23 protein-coding genes are annotated in these 23836 nt (G+C 28.6%); 12 read left to right on the plus strand and 11 right to left on the minus strand.

Annotated features, from left to right (window positions below; all coding sequences use genetic code 11):
* The first annotated feature begins 67 nt into the window (after positions 1-67).
* On the plus strand, positions 68-1000 hold the full coding sequence (gene trxB / locus BMUR_RS05465) for a thioredoxin-disulfide reductase (RefSeq protein ID WP_013113602.1): 933 nt from the start codon (positions 68-70) through the stop codon (positions 998-1000).
* 57 nt (positions 1001-1057) lie between these two features.
* On the opposite strand, the gene BMUR_RS05470 is transcribed toward trxB, so the two are convergent.
* The 5 genes from BMUR_RS05470 to BMUR_RS05490 form a co-directional block, all read right to left on the minus strand.
* Positions 1058-2071, minus strand: coding sequence for a guanido phosphotransferase (locus BMUR_RS05470; RefSeq protein ID WP_013113603.1), 1014 nt, complete (start codon positions 2069-2071; stop codon positions 1058-1060).
* Entirely contained in the window at positions 2061-2609 is a 549-nt protein-coding gene (locus BMUR_RS05475) for a UvrB/UvrC motif-containing protein (RefSeq protein WP_013113604.1), read from the minus strand. The genes BMUR_RS05470 and BMUR_RS05475 overlap by 11 nt, the downstream gene beginning before the upstream one ends.
* A 77-nt stretch (positions 2610-2686) precedes the next feature.
* Positions 2687-3385 carry an IspD/TarI family cytidylyltransferase gene (locus BMUR_RS05480; RefSeq protein ID WP_013113605.1) on the minus strand — a complete coding sequence of 233 codons (699 nt, stop codon included), beginning with the start codon at positions 3383-3385 and terminating at the stop codon, positions 2687-2689.
* 5 nt (positions 3386-3390) lie between these two features.
* Entirely contained in the window at positions 3391-5241 is a 1851-nt protein-coding gene (locus BMUR_RS05485; RefSeq protein WP_013113606.1) for an MATE family efflux transporter, read from the minus strand.
* 221 nt (positions 5242-5462) lie between these two features.
* Complete coding sequence (locus BMUR_RS05490; RefSeq protein ID WP_013113607.1) at positions 5463-7850, minus strand: transglycosylase domain-containing protein; 2388 nt, start codon at positions 7848-7850, stop codon at positions 5463-5465.
* 142 nt (positions 7851-7992) lie between these two features.
* On the opposite strand from BMUR_RS05490, the gene BMUR_RS15240 reads away from it, so the two are divergent.
* From BMUR_RS15240 to rimM, 9 genes are all read left to right on the plus strand, one after another.
* Complete coding sequence (locus BMUR_RS15240) at positions 7993-8091, plus strand: DUF4234 domain-containing protein (RefSeq protein ID WP_407636424.1); 99 nt, start codon at positions 7993-7995, stop codon at positions 8089-8091.
* A 301-nt stretch (positions 8092-8392) separates the two neighbouring features.
* Positions 8393-8524 carry a hypothetical protein gene (locus BMUR_RS15215; RefSeq protein ID WP_322785247.1) on the plus strand — a complete coding sequence of 44 codons (132 nt, stop codon included), beginning with the start codon at positions 8393-8395 and terminating at the stop codon, positions 8522-8524.
* Between the two features lie 672 nt (positions 8525-9196).
* Complete coding sequence (locus tag BMUR_RS05500; RefSeq protein WP_013113608.1) at positions 9197-10441, plus strand: extracellular solute-binding protein; 1245 nt, start codon at positions 9197-9199, stop codon at positions 10439-10441.
* Between the two features lie 570 nt (positions 10442-11011).
* Positions 11012-11884, plus strand: a complete 873-nt coding sequence (locus tag BMUR_RS05505; RefSeq protein ID WP_013113609.1) for a carbohydrate ABC transporter permease — start codon at positions 11012-11014, stop codon at positions 11882-11884.
* A gap of 52 nt (positions 11885-11936) precedes the next feature.
* Complete coding sequence (locus tag BMUR_RS05510; protein ID WP_013113610.1) at positions 11937-12791, plus strand: carbohydrate ABC transporter permease; 855 nt, start codon at positions 11937-11939, stop codon at positions 12789-12791.
* 357 nt (positions 12792-13148) lie between these two features.
* Positions 13149-14504, plus strand: coding sequence for a signal recognition particle protein (locus tag BMUR_RS05515; protein ID WP_013113611.1), 1356 nt, complete (start codon positions 13149-13151; stop codon positions 14502-14504).
* A 21-nt stretch (positions 14505-14525) separates the two neighbouring features.
* Complete coding sequence (gene rpsP, locus BMUR_RS05520; protein ID WP_013113612.1) at positions 14526-14885, plus strand: 30S ribosomal protein S16; 360 nt, start codon at positions 14526-14528, stop codon at positions 14883-14885.
* A gap of 32 nt (positions 14886-14917) precedes the next feature.
* Positions 14918-15160, plus strand: coding sequence for a KH domain-containing protein (locus BMUR_RS05525; protein WP_008726607.1), 243 nt, complete (start codon positions 14918-14920; stop codon positions 15158-15160).
* The gene (rimM, locus tag BMUR_RS05530; protein ID WP_013113613.1) at positions 15157-15666 is read left to right on the plus strand and encodes a ribosome maturation factor RimM; all 510 of its coding nucleotides are present in this window, start codon (positions 15157-15159) and stop codon (positions 15664-15666) included. Before BMUR_RS05525 ends, rimM begins: the two co-directional genes overlap by 4 nt.
* A 24-nt stretch (positions 15667-15690) precedes the next feature.
* Here rimM and BMUR_RS05535 read toward each other — a convergent pair whose 3' ends face one another.
* Both BMUR_RS05535 and pnuC read right to left on the minus strand, forming a co-directional pair.
* Complete coding sequence (locus tag BMUR_RS05535; RefSeq protein WP_013113614.1) at positions 15691-16701, minus strand: AAA family ATPase; 1011 nt, start codon at positions 16699-16701, stop codon at positions 15691-15693.
* 34 nt (positions 16702-16735) lie between these two features.
* Positions 16736-17428 (minus strand): nicotinamide riboside transporter PnuC, encoded by a 693-nt coding sequence (gene pnuC, locus BMUR_RS05540; RefSeq protein ID WP_013113615.1) that lies wholly within the window; start codon positions 17426-17428, stop codon positions 16736-16738.
* A 196-nt stretch (positions 17429-17624) separates the two neighbouring features.
* On the opposite strand from pnuC, the gene BMUR_RS05545 reads away from it, so the two are divergent.
* Positions 17625-18296 carry a DUF305 domain-containing protein gene (locus tag BMUR_RS05545; protein WP_013113616.1) on the plus strand — a complete coding sequence of 224 codons (672 nt, stop codon included), beginning with the start codon at positions 17625-17627 and terminating at the stop codon, positions 18294-18296.
* Positions 18297-18435: 139 nt separating this feature from the next.
* Here the strand turns inward: BMUR_RS05545 and BMUR_RS05550 are convergent, their stop codons facing one another.
* The 4 genes from BMUR_RS05550 to BMUR_RS05565 form a co-directional block, all read right to left on the minus strand.
* Entirely contained in the window at positions 18436-19521 is a 1086-nt protein-coding gene (locus BMUR_RS05550; RefSeq protein WP_013113617.1) for an NAD(P)-dependent alcohol dehydrogenase, read from the minus strand.
* A gap of 529 nt (positions 19522-20050) precedes the next feature.
* A complete protein-coding gene (locus BMUR_RS05555; protein WP_013113618.1) occupies positions 20051-20476 on the minus strand; it encodes an Hsp20/alpha crystallin family protein in 426 nt (141 codons plus the stop codon).
* Between the two features lie 475 nt (positions 20477-20951).
* The gene (locus BMUR_RS05560) at positions 20952-21374 is read right to left on the minus strand and encodes an Hsp20/alpha crystallin family protein (RefSeq protein ID WP_013113619.1); all 423 of its coding nucleotides are present in this window, start codon (positions 21372-21374) and stop codon (positions 20952-20954) included.
* Between the two features lie 358 nt (positions 21375-21732).
* Complete coding sequence (locus BMUR_RS05565) at positions 21733-22785, minus strand: DUF3298 domain-containing protein (RefSeq protein WP_013113620.1); 1053 nt, start codon at positions 22783-22785, stop codon at positions 21733-21735.
* A 153-nt stretch (positions 22786-22938) separates the two neighbouring features.
* Here BMUR_RS05565 and BMUR_RS05570 point away from each other — a divergent pair, with 153 nt between their 5' ends.
* Positions 22939-23784, plus strand: coding sequence for an AAA family ATPase (locus BMUR_RS05570; protein ID WP_013113621.1), 846 nt, complete (start codon positions 22939-22941; stop codon positions 23782-23784).
* The last annotated feature ends 52 nt before the right edge of the window (positions 23785-23836 follow it).

Genomic DNA, 23836 nt, shown 5'->3' on the forward strand with positions numbered 1-23836 from the left:
AACTTGACTATTTATAATTAATACCATATAATAATTATTATTATTAATAATAAAGGAGTGTTTATATATGTCTGTATATGATAGTATTATAATAGGCGGAGGTCCTGCTGGTCTTTCTGCTATGCTGTATTTGGGCAGAGCTTTAACAAACTCGCTTCTAATAGAGAAAAAAGGAGCTGGCGGGCAGATGATGAGTACCGACACTGTTGAAAATTACCTAGGCTTTCCAGAAGAGATAAGCTCTTTTGAACTTGTTGCCAAAATGCAGCAGCATGCTGAAAAGTTTTCTAAAAACGAAATAGTTTATGATGAAGTTATAAAAATAGAAAATATAAAAGAAAAGATAAAAAAAGTTATCACAGCTGACGGAAAAACTTATGAAACAAAAACAATAATACTTGCTATGGGAGGCTTTGCTAAAAAATTAGGAACTAAAGGCGAGGATACTTTCTCAGCAAAAGGAGTTTCATACTGTGCTACCTGTGACGGAGCTTTCTACAGAAATAAAACTGTTGCTGTAGTAGGCGGCGGAAACAGTGCTTTTGATGAGGCTTATTTTCTTACAAGATTTGTTAATAAAATATATTTAGTTCATAGAAGAAAAGAGTTTAGAGCTGAACCTATAAACGTAAAACATTTAACAGATACTGGAAAGGTAGAATATGTACTTGATTCTGTTATAGATGAAATTTGCGGAGACAGTAAAGTTACAAGCATAAAAATAAAAAATGTAGCAGACGGAAGTATTCATGAACAGGCTTTAGACGGAGTATTTATATTCGTAGGACAAGAACCTGCTACTCATTTCTTAAAAGATACTGGAATAGAATTAAAAGAAAGCGGTCATATAGTTACAAATATGTCTACAATGGAAACTAATATTGAAGGCGTATTTGCATGCGGAGATTCTGTATTCAAGCCAATACGTCAGGTTGCCAATGCCGTAGGAGAAGGTGCTGTTGCTGCCGTAAGTGCCACAAATTATCTAAACAAAGCATAATTAACATTAAAAAATAATAAACTAATAAATAAATGAGCATAACTTAAAAAATTATGCTCATTTATTTTTTAAAATATCTCTTATAACATTAGCTCTCATTTCATCTATATTTTTATAATAATTGCTTTTTTGGTATAACTGCTTTAAATGTCCGCTTCTTCCAGCCGCTATAATATAATATAAAGTATCAAGCTCTAAATCCTCAAGTATACCATAATCAATACCTACTCTAAGCCATAAACTGTACTTTATAAGCTCTTTATATTTAAGAGTTCTTGCTGATAATAATATTGCTCTGCTTCTGTATATTCTGTCTTCAATTTCTATTCTATCTAATTTTTTTATTCTGCTTCTTATTTTTTTTTCTTTTTCCGATATTTCTTTAACTTTTTCAATAATACCGTCAAGTATAAACTTCTCAGTAACCCCTATCATAATATTATTTTTTATATACATAAGCCCGTTTTTTATACTAGCTTCAAAACCCATTTTGGCACATTCATTAATAAAATAATCTATATTATCAGGAGTTTTCCAAATAAGACAAGGTATAGCCAAACATACATTTACACTCATAGCAGTACCTATTATATCAGGAGAACTTGTTAAAAATCCGAACTTCTTATCATAAGCAAAATCTATTTTTTTATCTAATTCATTTTCTATCTTATACGCCCTATTAAAACAGTCCTCAAGCTCTAATCCCCTTGCTATAGTCTGTATTTCTAAATGTTCATTAGAGTTTATCAGTAAAGATAAAGATTGATTTATATCCGTATATAATGAAGCATTAACCAAATTTTTATTTCTTGGTATAGTAAGATTTTCTATCAGTATTCGTATATTCAAAGGAGGCTCATTAACAAGTTTTATATATTCAAAATTATGATTTAAATCTTCTATATTTGTTCTTAAAATTGTTTCAGTTTTAGTAAAATCATCTTTATCCATATGATAAAAAAATCGGATATTATCCGCATTTCTATAAATTGAAACTTTTGAATATAATACTATATTATCATCATTTCCTTTCTGATATATCCAATTTGCTATGCTGTTATTAACGGACATCTTTTTTTTCGCTCTTAGTTTTTTTAGATATTAGATCATGCTGAAGAGTTTCAAGTTTGTCTCTTATTAAAGCAGCCTCTTCAAAATTTTCTATTTTTATTAACAGTTCTATTTTTTCTTTATACTCTTCTATTTTTAATTCTATATCTCTGAAACTTAAATTTTTATTAGATATTTTACCTATATGTTTATTCTCTCTATGTATTTTTTTAACAGCTTTAGACAAATCAGATTTTAAATATTCATAGCATTTAGGACAGCATACCGCCCCTGTTTTCAAAAAGTCTTCCAAAGAATAACCGCAGACTTTGCATACTTTATTAGAATTAGCAACTTTCTTCTTTTTCTTTTTTGAAGGAAGAGATCTGTAATTAGGAAACACTGTATCAATATTATCAAATTCAAGCTCAAGACATTTTTCCATAATATTGCCGTTAATCTCGCATTCTTTACATATATTTATCTGATGACGCTCATTACCTATAATTTCCTGAATATGTAATACAGCCTTCTCTTTACCGCATATATCGCATTTCAAAATATATAAACCCCTAAATAACTTAGTTGCAAAATTTTATCATTTAATAAAAAAAAAAGCAAATAATTTACATACTTTTACTTCAATTTAATAAAAATATTCAAGTCATCTTTGCTTGTAATCTTTATATTGTTAGATGAACATAAAACTATTTTTACATTTCCAAAATATTTACTGTATATTTCAGCATCATCTGTAGCTAGATTGGCATTTTTATCATTGATGTATTTTTCAATAGCTGTCATATAATTATCAAATTTAAATCCCTGAGGCGTAGCTGCCCTATAAAGGTATGTTCTGTCTATAGTCTCTATTATATTATTATTATCATCAGCTTTTTTTATGGTATCAACAACCTTTGAAGCTAATATTGCAGCATTATGCTCCAATACAGTATCATATAAAGATTTTATTTCTTTTCTGCTTACAAGAGGTCTAACCCCATCATGAATAAATACATAATCAGTCTTTATATTATCTTTTATAAAAACAACAGCATTATATACCGAATATACTCTCTCACTTCCGCCTTCTATGTAGTACATATTTTTTTTTGCTTTTTCTTTTATACTCTCTTCTTTTTCTATATACTTTTTTATATTTTTTATCTCATCTTTAGAACTTACCAATACAATATTATCAAAATTAAATTTAAGCATATTTATTAAAGTATGTATAAATATTGGCTTATTATCTACTTTTATGAACTGCTTTTTTACTTTACCGCCGAAACGTTTGGAATTTCCAGCTATTAATAATACTAAAGTTGTATTCATAAATATTATATCTCTTTATCATTTTCTTTATTTTTATTTTTTAAATTTTTTCTTTCTTCTTTTAACTTTTCTATTTCTGCCTTTCTTTCATCTCTAAGTTTATGTCTTGCTTCTCTCCTAGCCTGAACTTCCTCTTTCATTTTCAATTTTTTCTCTTCTTTTTCTCTTTTTCTATTTTCATTATATTCTTTTCTTTCCTGATTTATCTTATCTCTTTTTTCTTTTATCTCTTCAAGCTGCATCTTCCATTCAGCTCTTTCAAGTCTTCTCATCTCTTCTCGTTTTTTAGCCTTTTCCTCTCTCTCCTGCATCTTTTCTATTTTTTCTATTTCTTTTTCTCTAAATAGTACAAGTTTTACAGGGTCTTTTATTTTGCTCAATTTATTTCTCATCTTCTGAATATAATCTTTTCTTTTACCGATATTTTTAGGAAAAAGCTTAGCACCCAAAGAATCTATAAAAAGCCTTGTCCTTAAAACAACACTATTTTGAGTTTTCAAATTAATAACAGATACCCAAGGAACTTTTGATATAATAATAAGTGCTATAACTCCAGACATAGTATTAGAAAATAAGTTCCCCCAAAATACAGCCCAATATGATAAATACTTTGTAGTTACAATAATAAATATAAACCTTAAAAACCATATCCTAAGTATACTAATTATAAGAGGAACCCTCGTTCTTCCAAGTCCTATTAAAGCACCCTGCACAACCATAGTAATACCAAAACCTAATACACCTAATGCAAATATAGGCAAAGCTCCATTAGCAACATATAAATCTTCAGCCTCCCTAGTAAATAGTATAGTGATATAAGGAGTAAGAGGTATAACAATGGCTATAAGTATAATGGCTGTAACGGCACTTAATAACATACCTGTATAGCATGACTTTTTAGCTTTATCAGCATATTTAGCTCCTATATTCATACTAACCATAGTTGTAACGGCAGAACCAAATGCAGCAGGCAAATTAAAACATACTGTAGTTATATTGTTGGCTATACCCTGACCATTTAATATAGTAGCTCCGTATTTTTCTACTTCGGTATTAATTAAGAAAAAACCTAAATTACTTAAAAAAGTAGTAAGCATTGAAGGAACACCTATTATCATAAGTTCTTTTAAAATGGAGCTGTCAAATTTAAAATCTTTTAATGATAATTTATCATCGCTCTCTTTTACAAATAAATCATAATACATCCAAGCTGTAACTATTAAGTATGTAGAAAATGATGCTAATACACTTCCTACTATCTTTAAATGCATAAAATAGACATATATAAAATTAAATACTATTTTTAGAAGAAGAAGTATAACGCTTCTTATAAAAGTAGCTTCCGGCTTACCATTGGCATTTTTTATACCATTATACAAAGCAGCCAAAAATGTCATAGGCATAACAAAACTGTATAATGATAAATACTGATATACATTTTCTTTAATGCCGGTCTGTAAATTCATAGAAACCAATATACTTACAATATAAAGTGTAGGTCCCATAGCAATGCCGAATAAAACACCAGTAACTACTATTTGAGTTGATATCTTTTTGGCATTTGCAAAATCTCCAAGCCCGTTATACTGCCCCACTATCGCCATAGCAGCAACTCCCAGACCTTGAGATAATGCTGTCATCATATTAACTATAGGCTCAGCAAAGTTTACACTGCTTGCTATAATAGTACCTGTAACATTATTAAGAAAAAGTCCGTCCATAAGCGGTATTAATGACTGAACTAAAGTCATCATCAGTGTTGGTATAGAAAGCATTATTAATGTATTAGTAATAGAGCCATGAAGTATTAAATCACGCCTCGCCTCTGTTGACTGACTTTTAAAAAAATTGACCATACATAATTTCCTCTTACTTATAAAAAGCACTATAAATATTATATACTTAATAAAACAATAAATACATATAATACAAAAAATTATATTGATAAAAAAATTTATATAATGATTTTACCCGCATATAAAGACTATATTATACCAATAATAATAAAACTTTTAAAGATTATTTTAATAATATTTAAAAAATTATTCTAATTTAATAAAAAATACTAAATATACATTCAGCTTCTTATATTGCCCATGCTTGGGTCTTCTATATTATCATTTGGAAGTAAGTATATATTGTTATTATTGTTATTTTGGTTATTATTTTGATTGTCTTGAATATTATTATTATTTTCTTCCGCTTGATAAGTATTAGTACCTTCTTCTAAAGGAGTATAGTAAAAATCATCATCTTCTTCTGCCGCTTCATTAGTAACAGTATCATTTCTTCTAGTACCGCTTCTTATATGGTCTATAGGGCATTGAGTAGATAAATCAACATTTCCTCCAACGGTTAAAGGTGCAACATTTACGCAGGTATGATTTCTAGGAAGTCCTGAATCCTGACAAATTTCTACAACCAATACATCATTAGGTATAGGCCAATGGAATTCTCTTTTAGATGAAGGCGTTATAGCATTAAGATATTGAAAAGTTGCTAAAGCAGTAGTAGCTCCTCCTGTTACATTATTTGGCAGCAAATCATTTCTGTCGCTTCCTATCCAAGTAACCGTAACTATTTCATCATTATATGCTGCAAACCAGTTATCTCTGTGTTCACTTGTTGTACCTGTTTTAGCAGAATATGAAGGGTATGTAAAGCCGTAAGTATTAGCACTTCTATATGCAGTTCCTCCCGGTGCTATAACTTTCTGCAAGGTAGTATTTAAAAAATAATATGATGAAGGAGAAGTAGCACTTATTTTATGAGGAGTTCTGTCTACCAAAGCTGTAACACTAAGCTCATTTCCGTCAATGTCAATAATTTTATCTACTATATAAGGCTTATATTTTATTCCTCCGTTTGCCAAAGCACTATAAGCGGAAGCCAAATCAAGAGGACTCATCTCCATAGTGCCCAAACCTATAGATAAGGCATTTGGTATATAGGCATTTTCCCCAAAAAACTCTCTTGAATGCTCTATAAAATATGAAAGCCCTATATCATTTAATAATTTTACTGCTATTGTATTAATTGATTTTGATAAAGCTGTTTCTAAAGTCATCTCTCCTCTGTATCTTCTGTCAAAGTTTCTAGGAGAATATGCCGGCTTACCAGCACCTTGGGGATAAGTATAATTGGTATCAAGCATAGTAGAAAAAGGCTGTGCCCCGCCTTCAAATGCATACAAATATATAAAAGGCTTTATTACGCTTCCTATCTGTCTTTTAGCCTGTACTGCTCTGTTAAACTGATTTTGAAGAGTGTATCCATCGCCTCCTATCATAACAAGTATGCCGCCTGTTTTAGGGTCTATAGATACCATTGCTCCCTGATAACTTCTATTGGAAGTGCTTGACTGCAAGTCTCTGATTTTTTCTTTCATTACAGAATCGGCTGCTCTGTAGTATCTTTCATTTACTGTTGTGTATATTTTTAAGCCTGATAATGCAAGTTCATCTTTATTAAAATAGTTTAATAACTCCTGTCTTACATATTCATTAACATAGGGAGTTCTATTTACCGTCATTTTCCATTGAGCACCTTTTACCTGTTTATTGATATTGGTATACTCTTTATCAAATAAATCAAGTTCTTCCTGCATTGTCTTTCTGTCTATAATATTATTTTTTACAAGCCTTGATAATATCTGCTCAACTTTTTTTCTGCTGTTGTCTGGATTATTAACTATAGAATAGTATGTAGGGTTAGGAAGCATACCCACTAATATAGCATATTCTAATAATCTGCATTGCCTTAAAGGTTTATTAAAATAATGATTGGCAGCTGCTTCAAATCCGTAATTTCCGTCTCCTAAATAAACAGTATTAAAATACATTGCTAAAATTTCTTTTTTTGTGTATTTCTCTTCTATCTCTCTTGCTGCAAACATTTCAAATAATTTACGCTCTATAGTTCTTTCGCTTTTTGTAAATAATAGTTTTGCTAGCTGCTGAGTAAGTGTAGAACCACCCCCTACTATTCTTCTTGTTAAAATAGTCTGAATACCTAAATATGCTGTTCTGAAATAGTTGATACCTTTATGAGAATAGAATTTCTGATCCTCCATTAAAAGAAGAGTCTGCTCTAAAAGAGGATTAATATCATCTACATTAACAACCTCATAGGCAGGAGGCATATATTCTCCTATAAGTATGTTATTTCTGTCATATATTTTTGTTGGCGGAGAATCCCCAAACGGATTTAACGGATTAAAATATCTTATTCTCTTTTCATTTCCTCTTATAACTATTATATCATAATATTCAGCAAGCATAGCCATACTTTGATCTCTTCTTGATACCCAGTCTTTATATACTCCTCCTACAAAGTACATACCTACTATACCCACTGCAATAAATACAAATAAACATATAATAAAAATAGTTAATATAAATCTTTTTAATTTGGATTTCTTCTTTTTAACACCGTTATTATTTTCTTGATTTTTTTTCTTAAACATTTATTAATAAACACCATATTGACATAATATTTTACTATATCATACTATAATATATATATCTTTGCAAGCAGAATTTATAATTGACTTATGATGTTTTATATATTAAACTAGCAAAATATGATTTTATATAAATAAAGGCTCTATTTATACAAAAAATTCAAAAAAATCATTATTAGCTGTAAGTTTACTATTATTAATAACATGCGGTATATATATGATATATTGGGTATATACTACCTAAAAAATATTAATAGAAATGTAAGAAAAATAGACTTTTTTCAAAACTCAATTTCTTAATATGTACAGTTTTTTAATTTAATATTTTTTTATTATAGTTTGGGCTTTGCCCCAAACCTCAGTTCTTTTATTGGTATAAAAGAAACAAAAGAACTGCATTTTTATAGTTTAAATATATAATTTATACAATATATAAAATATTTATTTACATAATAACTAATATTATATAATATAGCATAAAATAATAAACTTATAAAAATTGTTTGTCAAGTAGTTTTGAAACAAGTCTATTAATATATATCTAAATGGAAGAAGAATATTTAAATCCTTCACTTTCGGCTATTTTATTATTAGCAGCCTGCGGATTATTTACTGTGTATTGGTTTTATAAATATGGTACTATTGTATTTAATGATATGAGCAAAAAAGCTAATTGAGACAGTTATGGAGAGAGTGCTTCAGTTTTGGCTTTACTTCTTCTTGTGCCTTTTGGTTATATTTATTTCAGCTTTACAGCCAAAACTAAATATTATTTATGATAATTACCAGTCATAATGATAAAGAATAACTATCTGTAATACAATTAATAAAATAAAGGTATATAGGGTATTGACAAAAAACTGTATATATAATAAAATATTATCTATACAATAAGAGAGGATATGAAAAAAAGTAAAAAACTGCGGTCTTATATATAATTTATACGGCTGCAGTTTTATTTAAAATACAAAATTACACATATAATATTAGCATCATATAAAATTATATTAATAGATAAATATAGTTTCTGTCTGCAATATATACAATAAAGTTTTAAAACTCAAATTACATACGCCCTCACAATCTATGATTTTGAAATTTATATATTATTTTTCTTTTTTATTTTTATCTGTTATTTTTGCACTCCACCACAATCTTCATTTTATTTTTTACCAGATAACAGCATGACTTTTTAATGTGAATATCAGAAATAATTAACTTTACTATTTTACTGAATATAAAAAAATTTTAAATATATTTTTATAATTTTTAATCTATTGACATTAATATATAATAATGTATATTCTATTAAAAATTTCGCTCATTACAAATTATTAGGAGTAAAGAATATGAAAAAAATATTATTTTTATCTGCTGTTATTCTTATATCAGCATTTCTCGCTATTTCCTGCAGAGGTCAAAAAAGCTCTGAAGAAAGCTCAATAACAGTAATGGTTCCAGACTGGGCAGTACCTTCTGATGAAATGCTCAATGCGTTTAAAGAAGAAACTGGAATAACTGTTAATATGAATATTATAGCATGGGAAAATATAAGAGATAAAATATCAATAGCAGCGGCTGGAGGAACTGCTGCTGCGGATGTTGTGGAAGTAGACTGGTCTTGGGTAGGAGAATTTAATAGTGCAGATTGGCTTGAACCTATAGAATTAAGCCAAGAAGAAATTAACGCTATGCCTTCTATACAGCCTTTTATAATAGACGGTAAAGTTTTAGCTCTTCCTTATGCTAATGATTTCCGTTTAGCTTATTACAATAAAAAACATTTTGAAGAAGCAGGCATTACTGAAGTTCCAAAATCTTGGGACGATGTTTATAATGCTTTAATAGCTATAAAAAATGCAGGTGTAACAAAATATCCTTTTTCTATGCCTTTAAATGCTGATGAATCTTGTACTACTTCATTAATATGGATGGCTTATTCAAAATATGGAATAGTATTTAATGAAGACGGAACTTTAAATAAAGATGCTGTACTTGGAGCATTAGAGTTTATAAACAGAATGGCTAATGTTGATAATTTGATTGATCCTGCTTGTAAAACTTCTACAGGTATGGATGCTTATAGAAGAATTAATTCTGGAGAGGCTAGTTTTATAGTAGGTCCTACTTCTTTTGTAAGCAGAGTGCAAGATCCTAATGAATCTAAAGTGGTAGGAGATGTTATACCTATACTTCTTCCGGGTGCTGATGGACCTTCCACAAAAACTTTTGCTTTGCCTGAAGGTGTAGGAGTAATAAAATTATCAAAAAACAAAGAAGCTGCAATGAAGTTTGTAAAATGGTTTAATTCTCCGGAAATACAAAAACAATTAAACTATGTACAAAATACTATGCCTACAAGAACTTCAGTTATGGAAGAACTTATTAATGAAGGCAAATTAAAAAATACTGGTGCTTTACTTGAAGAATCTACTTTAATATCAAGCCCATTCCCAAAAGGTGTTCCTAGTTATTATTCTGAAATGACTACTGCTATATTTAATGCTGTTAATGAAATGGTTTTAGGTGCAAAAACTCCAGAAGAAGCATTTAATGCTATGGATACTAAAATAAAAGAATTAGTTTCAAGATAATTAAAAATATATATCATAAATAAAAAACGCTTGGGTGGGAAGCAAGAATAACAGTGTAAATAAGGAAAGATTGAAAAAATCAAAAAATAACAGACAATATTAGCAAGTTTAAAGGGTGGGGAGTGAGAGTAAATTTCAAAATTTTATTTTAATCCCCGCCCTTTTAGATTTTAAAGCTTTATTTTTTAGTATTGACTTTAATTAAATTTATAAACCTATACTTTAAAAGCATGCCCGCCCTAGCTTTATTTAAATTTGCATTTACTCCACGCACGTAGAATGCATTTTTTTATACAAATAAATTTAGTATTCTCATTTTACCATATATTAAGAATCGATTAAACGTGCGTTGAGCGACATTATCAAATTAAAGAGGCACTTGGGCGGGCATTAAAAAATAACAGTAAAAGCTAAAAAATTAAAAAACATTTATAAATAATAGATAATATTAAAAAATTTAAAGGGTGGGAAGTGAGAGTAAATTTAAAAATTATTTCAGATAATAATTTATTTGACAAATTTTAGTAATTTAGTTATATTTTAGAGGAAATTACTAAATATTTTTGGATTATGAAAAAAAATAAAGTATTGCCTTATATATTAATACTGCCTGCTGTTGTAATTATGGCAGTTTTTGTATTATATCCTATAATAGTTACATTCTTTTATAGTTTACGAAAAATGAAATTAACAGCCCCGAAAGATACTGCATTTATAGGTTTTGATAATTATATATATACTTTAAAATCATTTGATTTTTGGTATTCGCTTCAAAACAGTATAATAATAATGATTATAGTAGTTATAATATGCGTATTATTAGGACTTTTATTTGCAAGTATACTTAATTTTGAAAGCCGATTGAAAAATATACTCATGGCTATAGCTGTTATACCTTGGGCTTTACCTCCAGTGGTTAATGGAATACTTTGGAAATGGATATTCTATCCGGGATACGGATTTCTTAATAAGATTTTATACAATTTAAATATTATAGATGAACCTATACAATATTTATCTAATAGATATTCATTAATGCTTATTATAGCAATAGTCGTTGCTTGGAGGAATATACCATTTTGTTCTATTGTTCTTCTTTCATCTATGCGTGCTATACCTGATGTGCTTTATGATGCTGCTAGTATTGACGGGGCAAATAAGTTTCAAATGTTTACAAGAGTAACTTTACCTCTTTTAGTACCTGCTTTGGGTATTATTATAACTTTTACATCTATATCAGCAATAAATGTTTTTGATGAGGTTATAACTATTTCAGGCTACAGTAATTTGGGCAAAACTATACTTCTTGAAGACTATATGACAACATTTTCCTTTCTTGATTTCGGAAGAGGAAGTGCCTTGACATATTTAGTTATGATAGTATCAGGTACTTTAGGAATATTATATATAAAATCTATGTCTAAGAAAATTGACTATTTATAAAACATTTTAATAACTGATAATATATTTAATAAAAAATGAGACATAAATATTTATGAACAATAAAAAGAGTAAAAGCAAAAGAATAAGTTTTTTATATTATATATCTGTAATATTTTTTGTATTAATAATTTTGGGTCCTATAGCTTGGGCTTTAATTGTAAGCTTTACACCGGAATATGAGATGTTTAAAAACACTTCTAATTTTTTGCCTAAAGAACCTACAATAGATAATTATATAAAAATTTTCACAGCCTCTTCAAGACAATCTAAAATGTTTTTTATAGGAGTATTTAATTCTATAAAGACAGCTTTTATAACAATATTTTTATGTCTTCCTTTTTCGATTATGTGTGCCTATGCTGTATCGAAGATGAAGTTTAAAGGCAGAAACATAGTAAAAACTTTGATACTTATATCTATGGCAATACCAGCATTTACGACTATAATACCGCTTTATAGAATGTTTTCATTAATGTCAATGCTTGATAATTTATTTGCATTATCTTTAATATATGTAACTTCATTTCTTCCGATTAATACTTGGTTAATATCCAATTATTTTGAAACCATACCATCTGAGATAGAAGAGGCCGCCTATATAGACGGATGCAATGAAATAGATGTTCTTTTTAGAGTAATGATCCCAATATCAGCACCAATTATATTATCAGCATTTCTTCTAGTATTTCTGATGTCTTGGGGTCAGTTTCAAATACCTCTTATTTTAGCAAGCTCAGCTGCTACAAAGCCAATATCAATAGTTGCTTCAGAATTTGTTTCAAAAGACACTATACAGTACGGCATAACAACGGCAGCAGGACTTTTAGCTATATTTCCTCCTGCATTACTCGCTGTAATATTTAGAAAATTCCTAGTAAAAGGCATGACATGCGGAAGCGGTAAATAGTATAAATGTTATGTGAAACTTATTAAGTTTGTAAAAAATATATTTTAATTATACATATGTAATATTTATACTAAAAATGCAGTCTTTCGCGGAAGCGTATCCGAGTTTATTGAGGATATAATGTTCTTTGTGCCAATACCACAGGCACTTCCTACGGTCGCAAAAGAACTGGGGTGTGTGGCAAAGACCCACTTATAAAACAAAAATACTAAAAATTAGAATAGTGTAACTACATATTGATTTAGTTTTGAAACAAGTCTATTATTTTTTTGTTAAAACACTCTAAATATTGACTTTTAAAAAATATTATGTATAATATAGTATTGGAAGTAATATGTTTATTTAAGGTTAATTTTAGTGTTTGATAATTTAACAAAATCTATATCAAATGTATTCTCTAAAATACATGGCAAAAAAGTGCTAACCGATAAAGATATAACCGATAGCCTTCTTACTATAAAAGAAGCCCTGCTATCAGCCGATGTATCTTTAGAAGCAGCAAATAAATTCCTAGAAGAAGCTACAAACAGAGCCATAGGAAAAGAAAAAATAGAAGGTGTAGAGCCCGCCAATCAATTTATAGCCGATGTTCATGATACTTTGGTTAATATGATAGGCGAAGGTGAAAGCGGTCTTAAATTAGAACCTGTAGAAAAAACCACTATCACATTATTGTTCGGTTTGCAGGGTTCTGGTAAAACTACTACAACAGCCAAATTAGCAAAATATTATAAAGATAAAAGACGCGTTATGATGGTTGGTCTTGACGTACACAGACCTGCTGCTATGGAACAGCTTGCAGTACTCGCAAGAGAAGTAGGAGTTCCATACCATATAGACACTAAAGAAAAAAAAGCATATAAAATACTCAAAAAAGCTCTTGCTATAGCCAAAAAAGAACAGTACAACATGATATTAGTTGATACTGCAGGACGTTTGGAAATAGATGAAAATATGATGATGGAGCTTAGACGTGTTGTAAACTCTGCCGATGTTACTGAAAAATTATTGGTTGTGGACTCTACTGCAGGTCAGAGTGTTTATGATGTGGCTAAAAGTTTCCAAAGCAACATAGGTATAAATGGCGTAATACTTACAAAATTTGACTCTGGCGTAAGAGGCGGTGCAGCATTATCATTAAAATATGCTACAGGGTCCCCAGTTAAATTTGTAGGTGTAGGTGAACATATAGATGATATAGATGTATTTGATGCAAAAAGAGTTGCAGGTCAGATACTTGGTATGGGCGATATTGTAAAACTTGTAGAAAAAGCCCGTGCTGCTATAAGCGAAAAAGAAGCTAAAGAAATGCTTCAGAAAGTTATAGAAAATAACTTCGATTATAATGATTTCTTAAAACAAATAGAAGCTACTACTAAAATGGGCGGTATCACTAAAATGACTTCTATGATACCGGGTATGGCTAATATTGACACAGAGCTTTTAAGCCGTGAAGAAGAAAAGTTTAAGAAATACAAAGCTATTATACAGTCAATGACCAAAAAAGAAAGATTAGCCCTATTTCCTTTGAATAATTCAAGAAAAATGAGAATATCCAAAGGAAGCGGTCAAAGTGTTTATGATGTAAATCAGTTAATAAAACAATTTACTATGATGAAAAACATGATGGGCAGCACTAAAAAGATGGATAAGCTCGCAAAGTCCCTAGAGGGTATGGGTATGTCTATAGATGATTTAAACAAATTAATGTAATAAACTTGGAGGAAAATAAAGGTGGTAAAATTAAGATTAAAACGTATAGGTCGCAAACATGAGCCTCATTATCGTATTGTAGCAGCAGATGCTCGTTTCCCACGCGATGGTCGTTTTATTGAAGAGCTAGGTTGGTTTAACCCTAAAGCTAAAGATGTATTGTATAAGTTAAATGTAGAAGGCTTAAAAAAATGGCTTTCTAACGGTGCACAGCCAACTTATGTAGTAAAAAGTATTCTTGTTAAAGAAGGTCTTATGGAAAAAGATAAAGGTGCTCCGCTTGAACGCAAGAAAAAAAGAGCATTAAAAAATCCTGAAAAAAGACGCAAACATCGTAAACAAGCTAAGCCTGAATCTGCTGAGGAGAAAAGCGAAGCTTAATTTACGTCTTATAATATATAAAGGAGTGTGCTATGACGGAAGAAAAAGAGCTTATTGAGTATTTGGCTAAAAAATTGGTGGATGAGCCTGAGGGTGTAAGTGTGAAGGTTATTGAGGGTGAGAAGAGTACGATTCTGGAATTGAAAGTGAACCAAAGCGACATAGGTAAAATTATAGGTAAAAGAGGTCGTATTGCTCATGCATTACGTACTATTCTTTTTGCAGCTTCCATGAAAAGTGGTAAACGTGTAATGCTTGAGATTATTGACAATTGATTATTTTTTACGCAAAAATTACAGGCATACATGGTTTAAAAGGAGAGGTTGAAATGACTTTTTCCGATAAAGGTTATTTCGCCTCTCTTCCTGTTTTAAATAAAAATACATCTATCATTATTAACGGCCAAACTTTTACCGTTACAAATGTCAAGAAAAAAAATAAAGCTTTTGTACTCGCCCTAAAAGATATTGATACTTTAGAAAAAGCTAAAGAGTTAATAGGTCTTGATATATTTATTGATTCTTCAAATCTTCCAGAGCTTGATAATGACACATTTTATGAAGCAGAGTTAATTGGCTATAAAATAATAGACAGTGATAACAACATATACGGTGAAATAACTGATGTATACTCTATCCCTTCTAATTATGTATTTGAAATAAAACTAGCTGAAAACGGAAATATAGTCTCTATTCCTTTTGTTCATGCATATTTCGGAAAAGCTGATAAGGATAATAAATCAATACAAATCATTCAAAAACCAATATTTGATGATGAGTAAAACAAATATATTTTATTTAGTATCTCATTCATTTTTTAAAAGTGCATCTATTATATAAACCGCCTTCTTAAACCTTGACTGATAATCTCCATTTATAGAATGATATCTGATATTAAAGCTGTCAAGTATATCTTTTATTTGACTGCTGTATTTTTCTCTGTTATTTTTTATTACTTCGCTTCTGTCTCCGTCCTGAACAAAATCAACATCAGGCTCTAAAAATAATACCGCATCATATTTATTTATATTAATAATTGCTTTTGCTAATATTTCATTATTAACTATATTTTCATCTTTCAAAAAATGCATATAAAAATTTGTAATTACAGCATCAGTATCTATAAATAATATTTTATTGCTATGTTCTAATGCCTTTATTTCGTTTAGTTTATGAGTCAAAAGTATCTCTGTAAAATCTTCTGAAAGCATAAGCAAGTCCGTTCCAGATTTTTCTGATAATTCTCTGCCTGCCTCTTCTATATAGTTTGTATTATAATAATTAGCCAAATTGATTGTAAGGGTCGACTTTCCTGTACTTTCGCTTCCCAAAAGTAAAACCTTTTTTGTATAATAAGGCTTTACTATATTAGGTAAATAATCCCAATATTTATAAACATTTTCTCTAATCTTTGTAGAACTTATTTCATCTCTATCTATAAATACTAACTTTGACTCTTTATAATACCTTGTATAAAAAGAATCTTTATTTTTATAGTCATCTCCCAAAAATACTGCATCAATCTTTTCACCTATAGCATTTTTAATTTTTATAGAATCCTCTTCCCATAAATCTTCTGTATAATCTTCTTTTGTTTTTGCATTATCTTCTATAAATATAATTTTTACATTTCCTATGTGTTTGGTTAATTGATAAAGCCATCTATATCTTATTTTTCTATCGATTTCATTTCTATTATTTCCAACGCATAAAATTATGAAAAGAGTTTTACATTGATTGGCCGCTTCTATTATGCATCTTACATGTCCAAGATGAATTGGATTAAATGATCCTGCATACATTCCCACATTATACATAAAAAACTCCGAATAATATATTTTATTATTTTTATTAATCTATTTTCACAGCATTTGCTTCTTTGTACCATTTTATGAGCATAAATAAAGCATTAACTAAATAAACACTCCACATAAGCAAAGCTGCTATATTACCTCCGCCGCTTGAGAAGTTGATATACCATATAGAAATATTTAAAATATTTACTAATATCCACATTATCCACTGTTCAGAGCATCTTTTTATGCATAGTATCTGTGCGGTTACAGCAAATACTGTACTTGCACTGTCTACAAAAGGAAGATAGCCTCCTAATTTTTTTAATATAAGCCCATAAATAAATATTGATATAAAAGACAAAGCAAATATTATAATTTTATACTTATTGTTTAATTTTGTTTTTATAACTTCTTTGCTTTCATTATTTAAGTTTCTGCTCCAAAGTATAAATCCAGCTATGTTCATTGGTATATAATAAAAAATATTGAGCATAAACTCACCATAGTATTTGGCATTAAAAGCAATATAAGAATAAAGAATTGTATTAATCATTCCAAATATATATGAAGATAATTTTCCCTTGCCTGTTAGAATTACGCATAATATACCGCTTATTGATGATACTATGCCTATAATATTTTCTTTCCAATATAAAGAAAGAGACAATATTATAGCACTTGCTGTTACAATCCATAATACTTCTGCAGCTTTCCAATTTTTAAGTTCATTTTTTATAAAATTTTTCATTGTAGTGTTTTTAATTAATTATACCTAAACAACTATAATTTGTCAAAATTAATTTTTTAAATTATTATGCATTTTAATATTAAAATAATAAACTTTAAAAAACTATTTATCAATAGGTGTTGAAAATAAATTTAATAATTTTACCTTTGATTATATTCCATAGTTATTAAACTTGAATAAAATTAAAGGATATAAAATGAAACAAATTATAACAATATTTATAGCTTTAATGTCTGCTTTTATAATATCATGCGGACAAAAAATTTCTGATACTTCTGAAAATTCATCAGCAAATACAGCTAATCATTCATCGCATTCTATGAGTAATATGCATAATAATAATAATAAAGGCTCTGAAATTATAGACTTGATGCATGCTCCTATGATGGAACAGCCTTTTGAAAAAACTCAGAATATTGATGCTGACTTTTTAGTAAACATGATACCTCACCATCAAGGTGCTATTCTTTCTTCAAAAAAATTATTAGAAACAACAACTAATGATGCTTTAATAACTTTGGCTAATAATATAATAGCAGAACAAGAAAAAGAAGTATCAGAGTTTACAGCTTTAGTTACTGAATTAAAAAATAAAAATACAAGCTACGCAGATATAGATACTCAGGCTTTAGGAAATGAAATGGAAACAATTATGAATAACATGATGAAGGATATGTCTTCCATTGAAGTTACAGGAGACAATGATATTGATTTTTTAAAAGGTATGATACCTCATCATCAGGCTGCTGTTGATGTTTCTAAAAAGATTTTAGAGTTTACTAAAGATGATAAAATAAAAGAGATTGCTAATAATATTATCGCTTCTCAGGAAAAAGAAATATCAGATATGAATAATATGCTTAAGTAATATTTATTTTTATCATTAAAAAAATAAAAAAAGAGGCTTATAAAAATAGGTCTCTTTTTTAATATATTACTGATAATAAAAAAATAAGGCAGAAGTATAAAAATACCGCTGCCTAAAAACATATTTATGAACAAAAATTTTATAGTGTTTTCATATCTATTACATATCTAAACTTTGCCTGTCCGCTAGTAAGTTTATTGTATGCCTCATCTATTTGGTTTGCTGATATTATTTCAGTTTCCGGATATATTTTATGTTCAAGAGAAAAATCAAGCATCTCCTGAGTTTCTTTAATTCCGCCTATCATAGAGCCGTAAACTTTTTTACCTCCAGCAAATACTAATCTTGCTAAATCTATACTTTGTTTAATTTCTGAAGGAGGAAGTCCTACAATAGCCATCTCACCGCCGTATTTAAGTAAATCAACATAGTTATTAACATCATATCCAGTAGGTATTGTTGATATTATCAAATCAAAACGTACAGAAACATCTTTTGTAGAAGTAAATAAATCTTTTGCCCCCATTTCTAATGCTTCTTTTTTCTTTTTGTCATTTCTTGCAAATACATAAACTTCTGCTCCCATACTAACAGCATATTTCACTGCCATAGAGCCAAGTCCTCCAAAACCAGCAACTCCTACTATATCGCCTTTTTTTACACCAGAAAATTTGAGAGGCGAATAAGTTGTAATTCCAGCACATAGTAACGGAGCTACTTTTTCCATTGGAGCATCTTTTGGTACTGTAATAGCAAATTTTTCACTTACTACTATATTATTAGAATATCCTCCGTAAGTAGGCTCATCATTATGAAAATGATCTTTACAATCATAAGTAAATACAGTTTGTCCTCTTTCGCAGAATTGTTCATGACTTTTTTTGCAGGCTTCGCATTCTCCGCATGAGTTTACCATACAGCCTACTCCTGCATAATCTCCTATCTTAAACTTAGTAACATTCTTACCAACAGCAACAACTTTACCAGCAATCTCATGACCTGGTACCATAGGATATATACCCTCATGCCATTCGCTTCTAGCTGAGTGTATATCGCTATGACAAATACCCGCATACATTATTTCTATAAGTATATCATTATCTCCCATAGAATGTCTTGAAAACTCAAATGGTTTGAATGTATCTGTTTTGCTGTGAACTGCGTATCCTTTTGCATTAATTCTTTTTCCAGAATTAGCTTCTTCCAAATTATTATCTAGCAGCATATTAAATCACTCCTTAAAAATATATGCGTATTATAACATTGAAGTACACTCCAATGTCAATATGTATTTTAATTTTTTTATATTTTTTATTTAATTATTATACTTATAAAAATATCCTATTATGACAGTGCACAAACTATATTATAAAATTTTATACTTGACAATTATAATTATTATTAATATCACAAACATATGAAACTTTAAGCTCCAACAATATCTAAAAGAGTTTATTGTTTGTGACGGCTTTGCTCCCACACTTCTTTTGCGTGCCTTCAGCAGCGAAAGACTGCATGTTTATACATCAAAAATGATAGTTTATACAACATATAAAACATCATATTTGTAATTTAAAAAATTAAATAATTTTATATTTAATATTGTCAAGTAATTTTTGAAACAAGTCTTTTATAAAAAAATACGGATTAAATAATTAATTTATCGAAATAAAAAAGGCGTACACAGTTTTATTTTTCTGTATACGCCTCTTTATTATTATGGATTATATATTATGAATTAAAGTAAGTTAATTTTACTCTCCTTTTACTTCTATTTTTTTCTCATATTTAAGCTCTTCTTTTTTTGGAAGAATCACTATCAATACTCCGTTATTCAAATTAGCCTGAATGTTTTCTACATCAATACCTTTTGTACTAATATTAAAACTTTGTTCATAGCTTGAAACAACTTCTTCTTTTGATTCTCCATTTTCTGCTTTAACCATTTTTTTACGTTTAGCAGAAATAGAAAGTATATTTTCTTTTATACCTATTTCTAAATCTTCTTTTTTCACACCCGGCATATCCATTTCTATAGAGTAGCTTTTTTCATCTTCTTCTATCCTATAATCAGGCAATCTATTTTCATAATCTCTATAGCGGTTTAATGCATTATTATATCTATTATTAGCATTTGAAAAAATTGAATGTAAAGTTGGTACAAATATTCTTCTTGACATATTAACTCCTATTATATATAAAAATTACTCGCTTTAAGGCTCTGTTAGACGCTCGTAATTTTTATTTGGCTTTTTCTTTATATACTAAAAATTTTTAAGTTTGTCAAAAATTAGTTTTTATGTTTTTAATATTTTCGGGGACTAGCCCCCGAACCCCCACTTCTTTTGCCGTCCGCTCTGCGTGCCGTAGGCAAGGCACCTACTCGGTGGTGACCCAAAGAAGCAAAAGGACTGCATTTTTACTAAAATATAGCTATTGTAATACATTTTATTAATACTCAATAATACTTTATATTATTTACATTTATAAATAACTAAAATTTTACAAACTATATTTGTTTAAGTATATATAAAATTACTTTATATAACTATCTATTTTATTTAGTTTTATTACAAAATTATTCACTTATTTACTTTCTTAAACTGTCAGTGATAATTTTTTAGTTTACCACTGAGCAATTTATATTTTTTTTAATTATTCTATATTTATCTTTTTCTCAAATTTAAGTTCTTCTTTCTTTGGAAGAATTACTTTAAGAACACCGTTATTCAAGTTAGCTTCAATATTTTCTACATCAATACCTTTTGTACTGATATTAAAACTTTGTTCATAGCTTGAAACAACTTCTTCTTTTGATTCTCCGTTTTCTGATTTTTTTACTTTTTTACGTTTAGCTGATATAGAAAGTATATTCTCTTTTATTCCTATATCTAAATCTTCTTTTTTTACGCCCGGCATATCCATTTCTATGCAGTAGCTTTTTTCATCTTCTTCTATATTGTAGTGAGGCATCTTTTTTATTTCATCACCAGCATATAAGCTATTAAACGCATTATCAAAACCTCTGAAATCATCTAAAACAGAATGTAAAGCAGGTAAAAATATTCTTCTATCCATAATTAAAACTCCTTTTATATTAATTAACTTTTATATTTCTTAAATCTTATATTAAAGCCTTTATCTTAGCTTTAAGCAGCTTTCATATTTGCTGCACTATTATATATGCAAGAATTGTACCAATTATTTTTTAAATATTGTATATTATTTATACGTTTACTGCAGAGTTTTGTCTGATATAATTGTATACAAACAAATATATGTTTAATTTTTATACTTAATTTATTATAGTTTTGTATATGAATTATACTAATTTTTTGAAGTGATATTATAAATGTATAAATTTATATATAAAAAAATAGGCAGCTAAAACAAAAATGCTCTAACTGCCTAATTATATTTATTTTTTATACTATTTTTATATAAACAAATAATAAAGAGGAGATTCTTCTTTTACAAAAGGTTTTAACTCATTAAAATCAAAACTTATCTCTGTTATTCCAGTAGAATACGGAGCTATATCATAAGCCTGCCATACAAAGTTAATTGAATTAGGAAGTATTCTAAATGTTGAACTTTCTAATGTTATGGCATTAAAATCAAAGTAATCTTCTTTAGTGCTTCCAGTATTTAATATTTTTTCTCTCATTAATGATATTAAATTAGGATTATTAAAATCGCTTATTAAATCTCTTATAGTAATGAGATTAGAACTCTCCAAAGAAAACACTTCCTGAATATTTGCTGTATTGCCATGAGCTCCTCCTGTATACATAGATGAATAGTTATCAAGTGCTATTACTCTGCTGTCTATATAGCCTACGTTAACAGTATTATCTATTTCATAAGTTATATTGCTTAAACCAGAATACAATAAGGATTTCCATTCATTGTAGTAATTATCACATTCTTCTTCTATATATTTGATAGAATTATCAGAATCTGATGCTTCATCTTCATTATTTTTAATAAATGAAAATGAAGTTCTATGATATGAAAATATAGAATTGCTTATACTGTCATTTTTATAATAATCTACTATATCTGCATAATATACAGGGATATTTCTATTAAGCGAAAACTCCATATCCTTAACTTCATTACTTTCATCATATTTTATTTCTGCCCTAAAAACTATATCATCACTTAATACTCCATTTATATTGGCATGCATATTATTATTTTCATCTATTTCCTGCATATTTAATTTATTATTATTAATACTTCCAGTAATTAATGCCTTTTTATTTTTAGTATAATAATATCCGCTTATACTGTTTTTCTTACTATTAACATACAAATACATAGAAGCCTTTTCTCCTGCTATATTCCCGCTAAGCATATAAAACTTTGATTCTTCTATAGAGGAGCCATTTTTACTATCTGAATTATTATTATCTGAAGACATATTTTTAGAACATGAAACAATAATTATTATTAATAAGAAAATATATACAAACCTTTTTAACATAAAAAATTCCTTCTATTTTTTACTATAACTTTAAATATATAAATAAAAGACAAATAATCAATAAAGTTATTAAAATTATTATAAATAATTGACTTTTTATAGGATTAATAATATCATTAAAAAATATAAATTTCTTCTAAAAAAGAGGCTAAAATGGACAAAGAAAGAATAGAAAATGTAGAACTAATACTATCTCACCCAGATAATTTGAATATAAAATGGACAGGTCAAAGCGATTTAGTGAGACAGATAATGGCAGCTTGGCATGTAATCTCAGAAGATGATATACCTCTAAATCCTAGAATAGTAGGCAAACCCGGTGCTGGAAAGACTACACTTTCATACTATGCCGCTAAAGAGCTTCTAAAAAGAGATGTTTATATATTTCAATGTACTGTTGATACAAGACCGGAAGATTTGATAGTAATACCAGTAATATCTGAAAATAATAAAATTAATTATCATGCTTCAAGTTTGGTAACAGCTATGATTAAAGGAGGAGTTGCCATACTAGATGAAGGAAACAGAATGAGCGAAAAGACTTGGGCTTCTCTTGCTCCGCTTCTTGATGACAGAAGATATGTAGAAAGTGTAATAGCTGGTATAAAAATAAAAGCCCACCCTGATTTTAGAATAATAGTTACTATGAATGATGATGCAAGTACATTTGAACTTCCAGAATATATACATTCGCGTCTTCAGCCTACTATAGAACTTCCTTTCCCTGATGTTAAAGAAGAGTATGATATATTAAAAATGAATCTTCCTTTTGCTGATGATGAAATATTAAAAATTACTGTAGGATTTCTTCAAAAATCACATATACATAATGCTTCTTTCTCTGTAAGAGACGGCATTAATATGGCAAGGTATGCTATGAAACTATATAAAAGCAATATTGCATCAAGCCGAGATACAGCATTTTTAATAGCTTTAAAATCTGTACTTGGAACTGAAGGACTTAGAATACTCAGCCTTAATATAGATGATGAAAAATAGTGCAAGCACAAGATAATATTTTATGTTTTTTTTGTTTATCATATAAAATGAA

Origin of the sequence: Brachyspira murdochii DSM 12563, from assembly GCF_000092845.1 — a bacterium.
Taxonomy (GTDB): domain Bacteria; phylum Spirochaetota; class Brachyspiria; order Brachyspirales; family Brachyspiraceae; genus Brachyspira; species Brachyspira murdochii.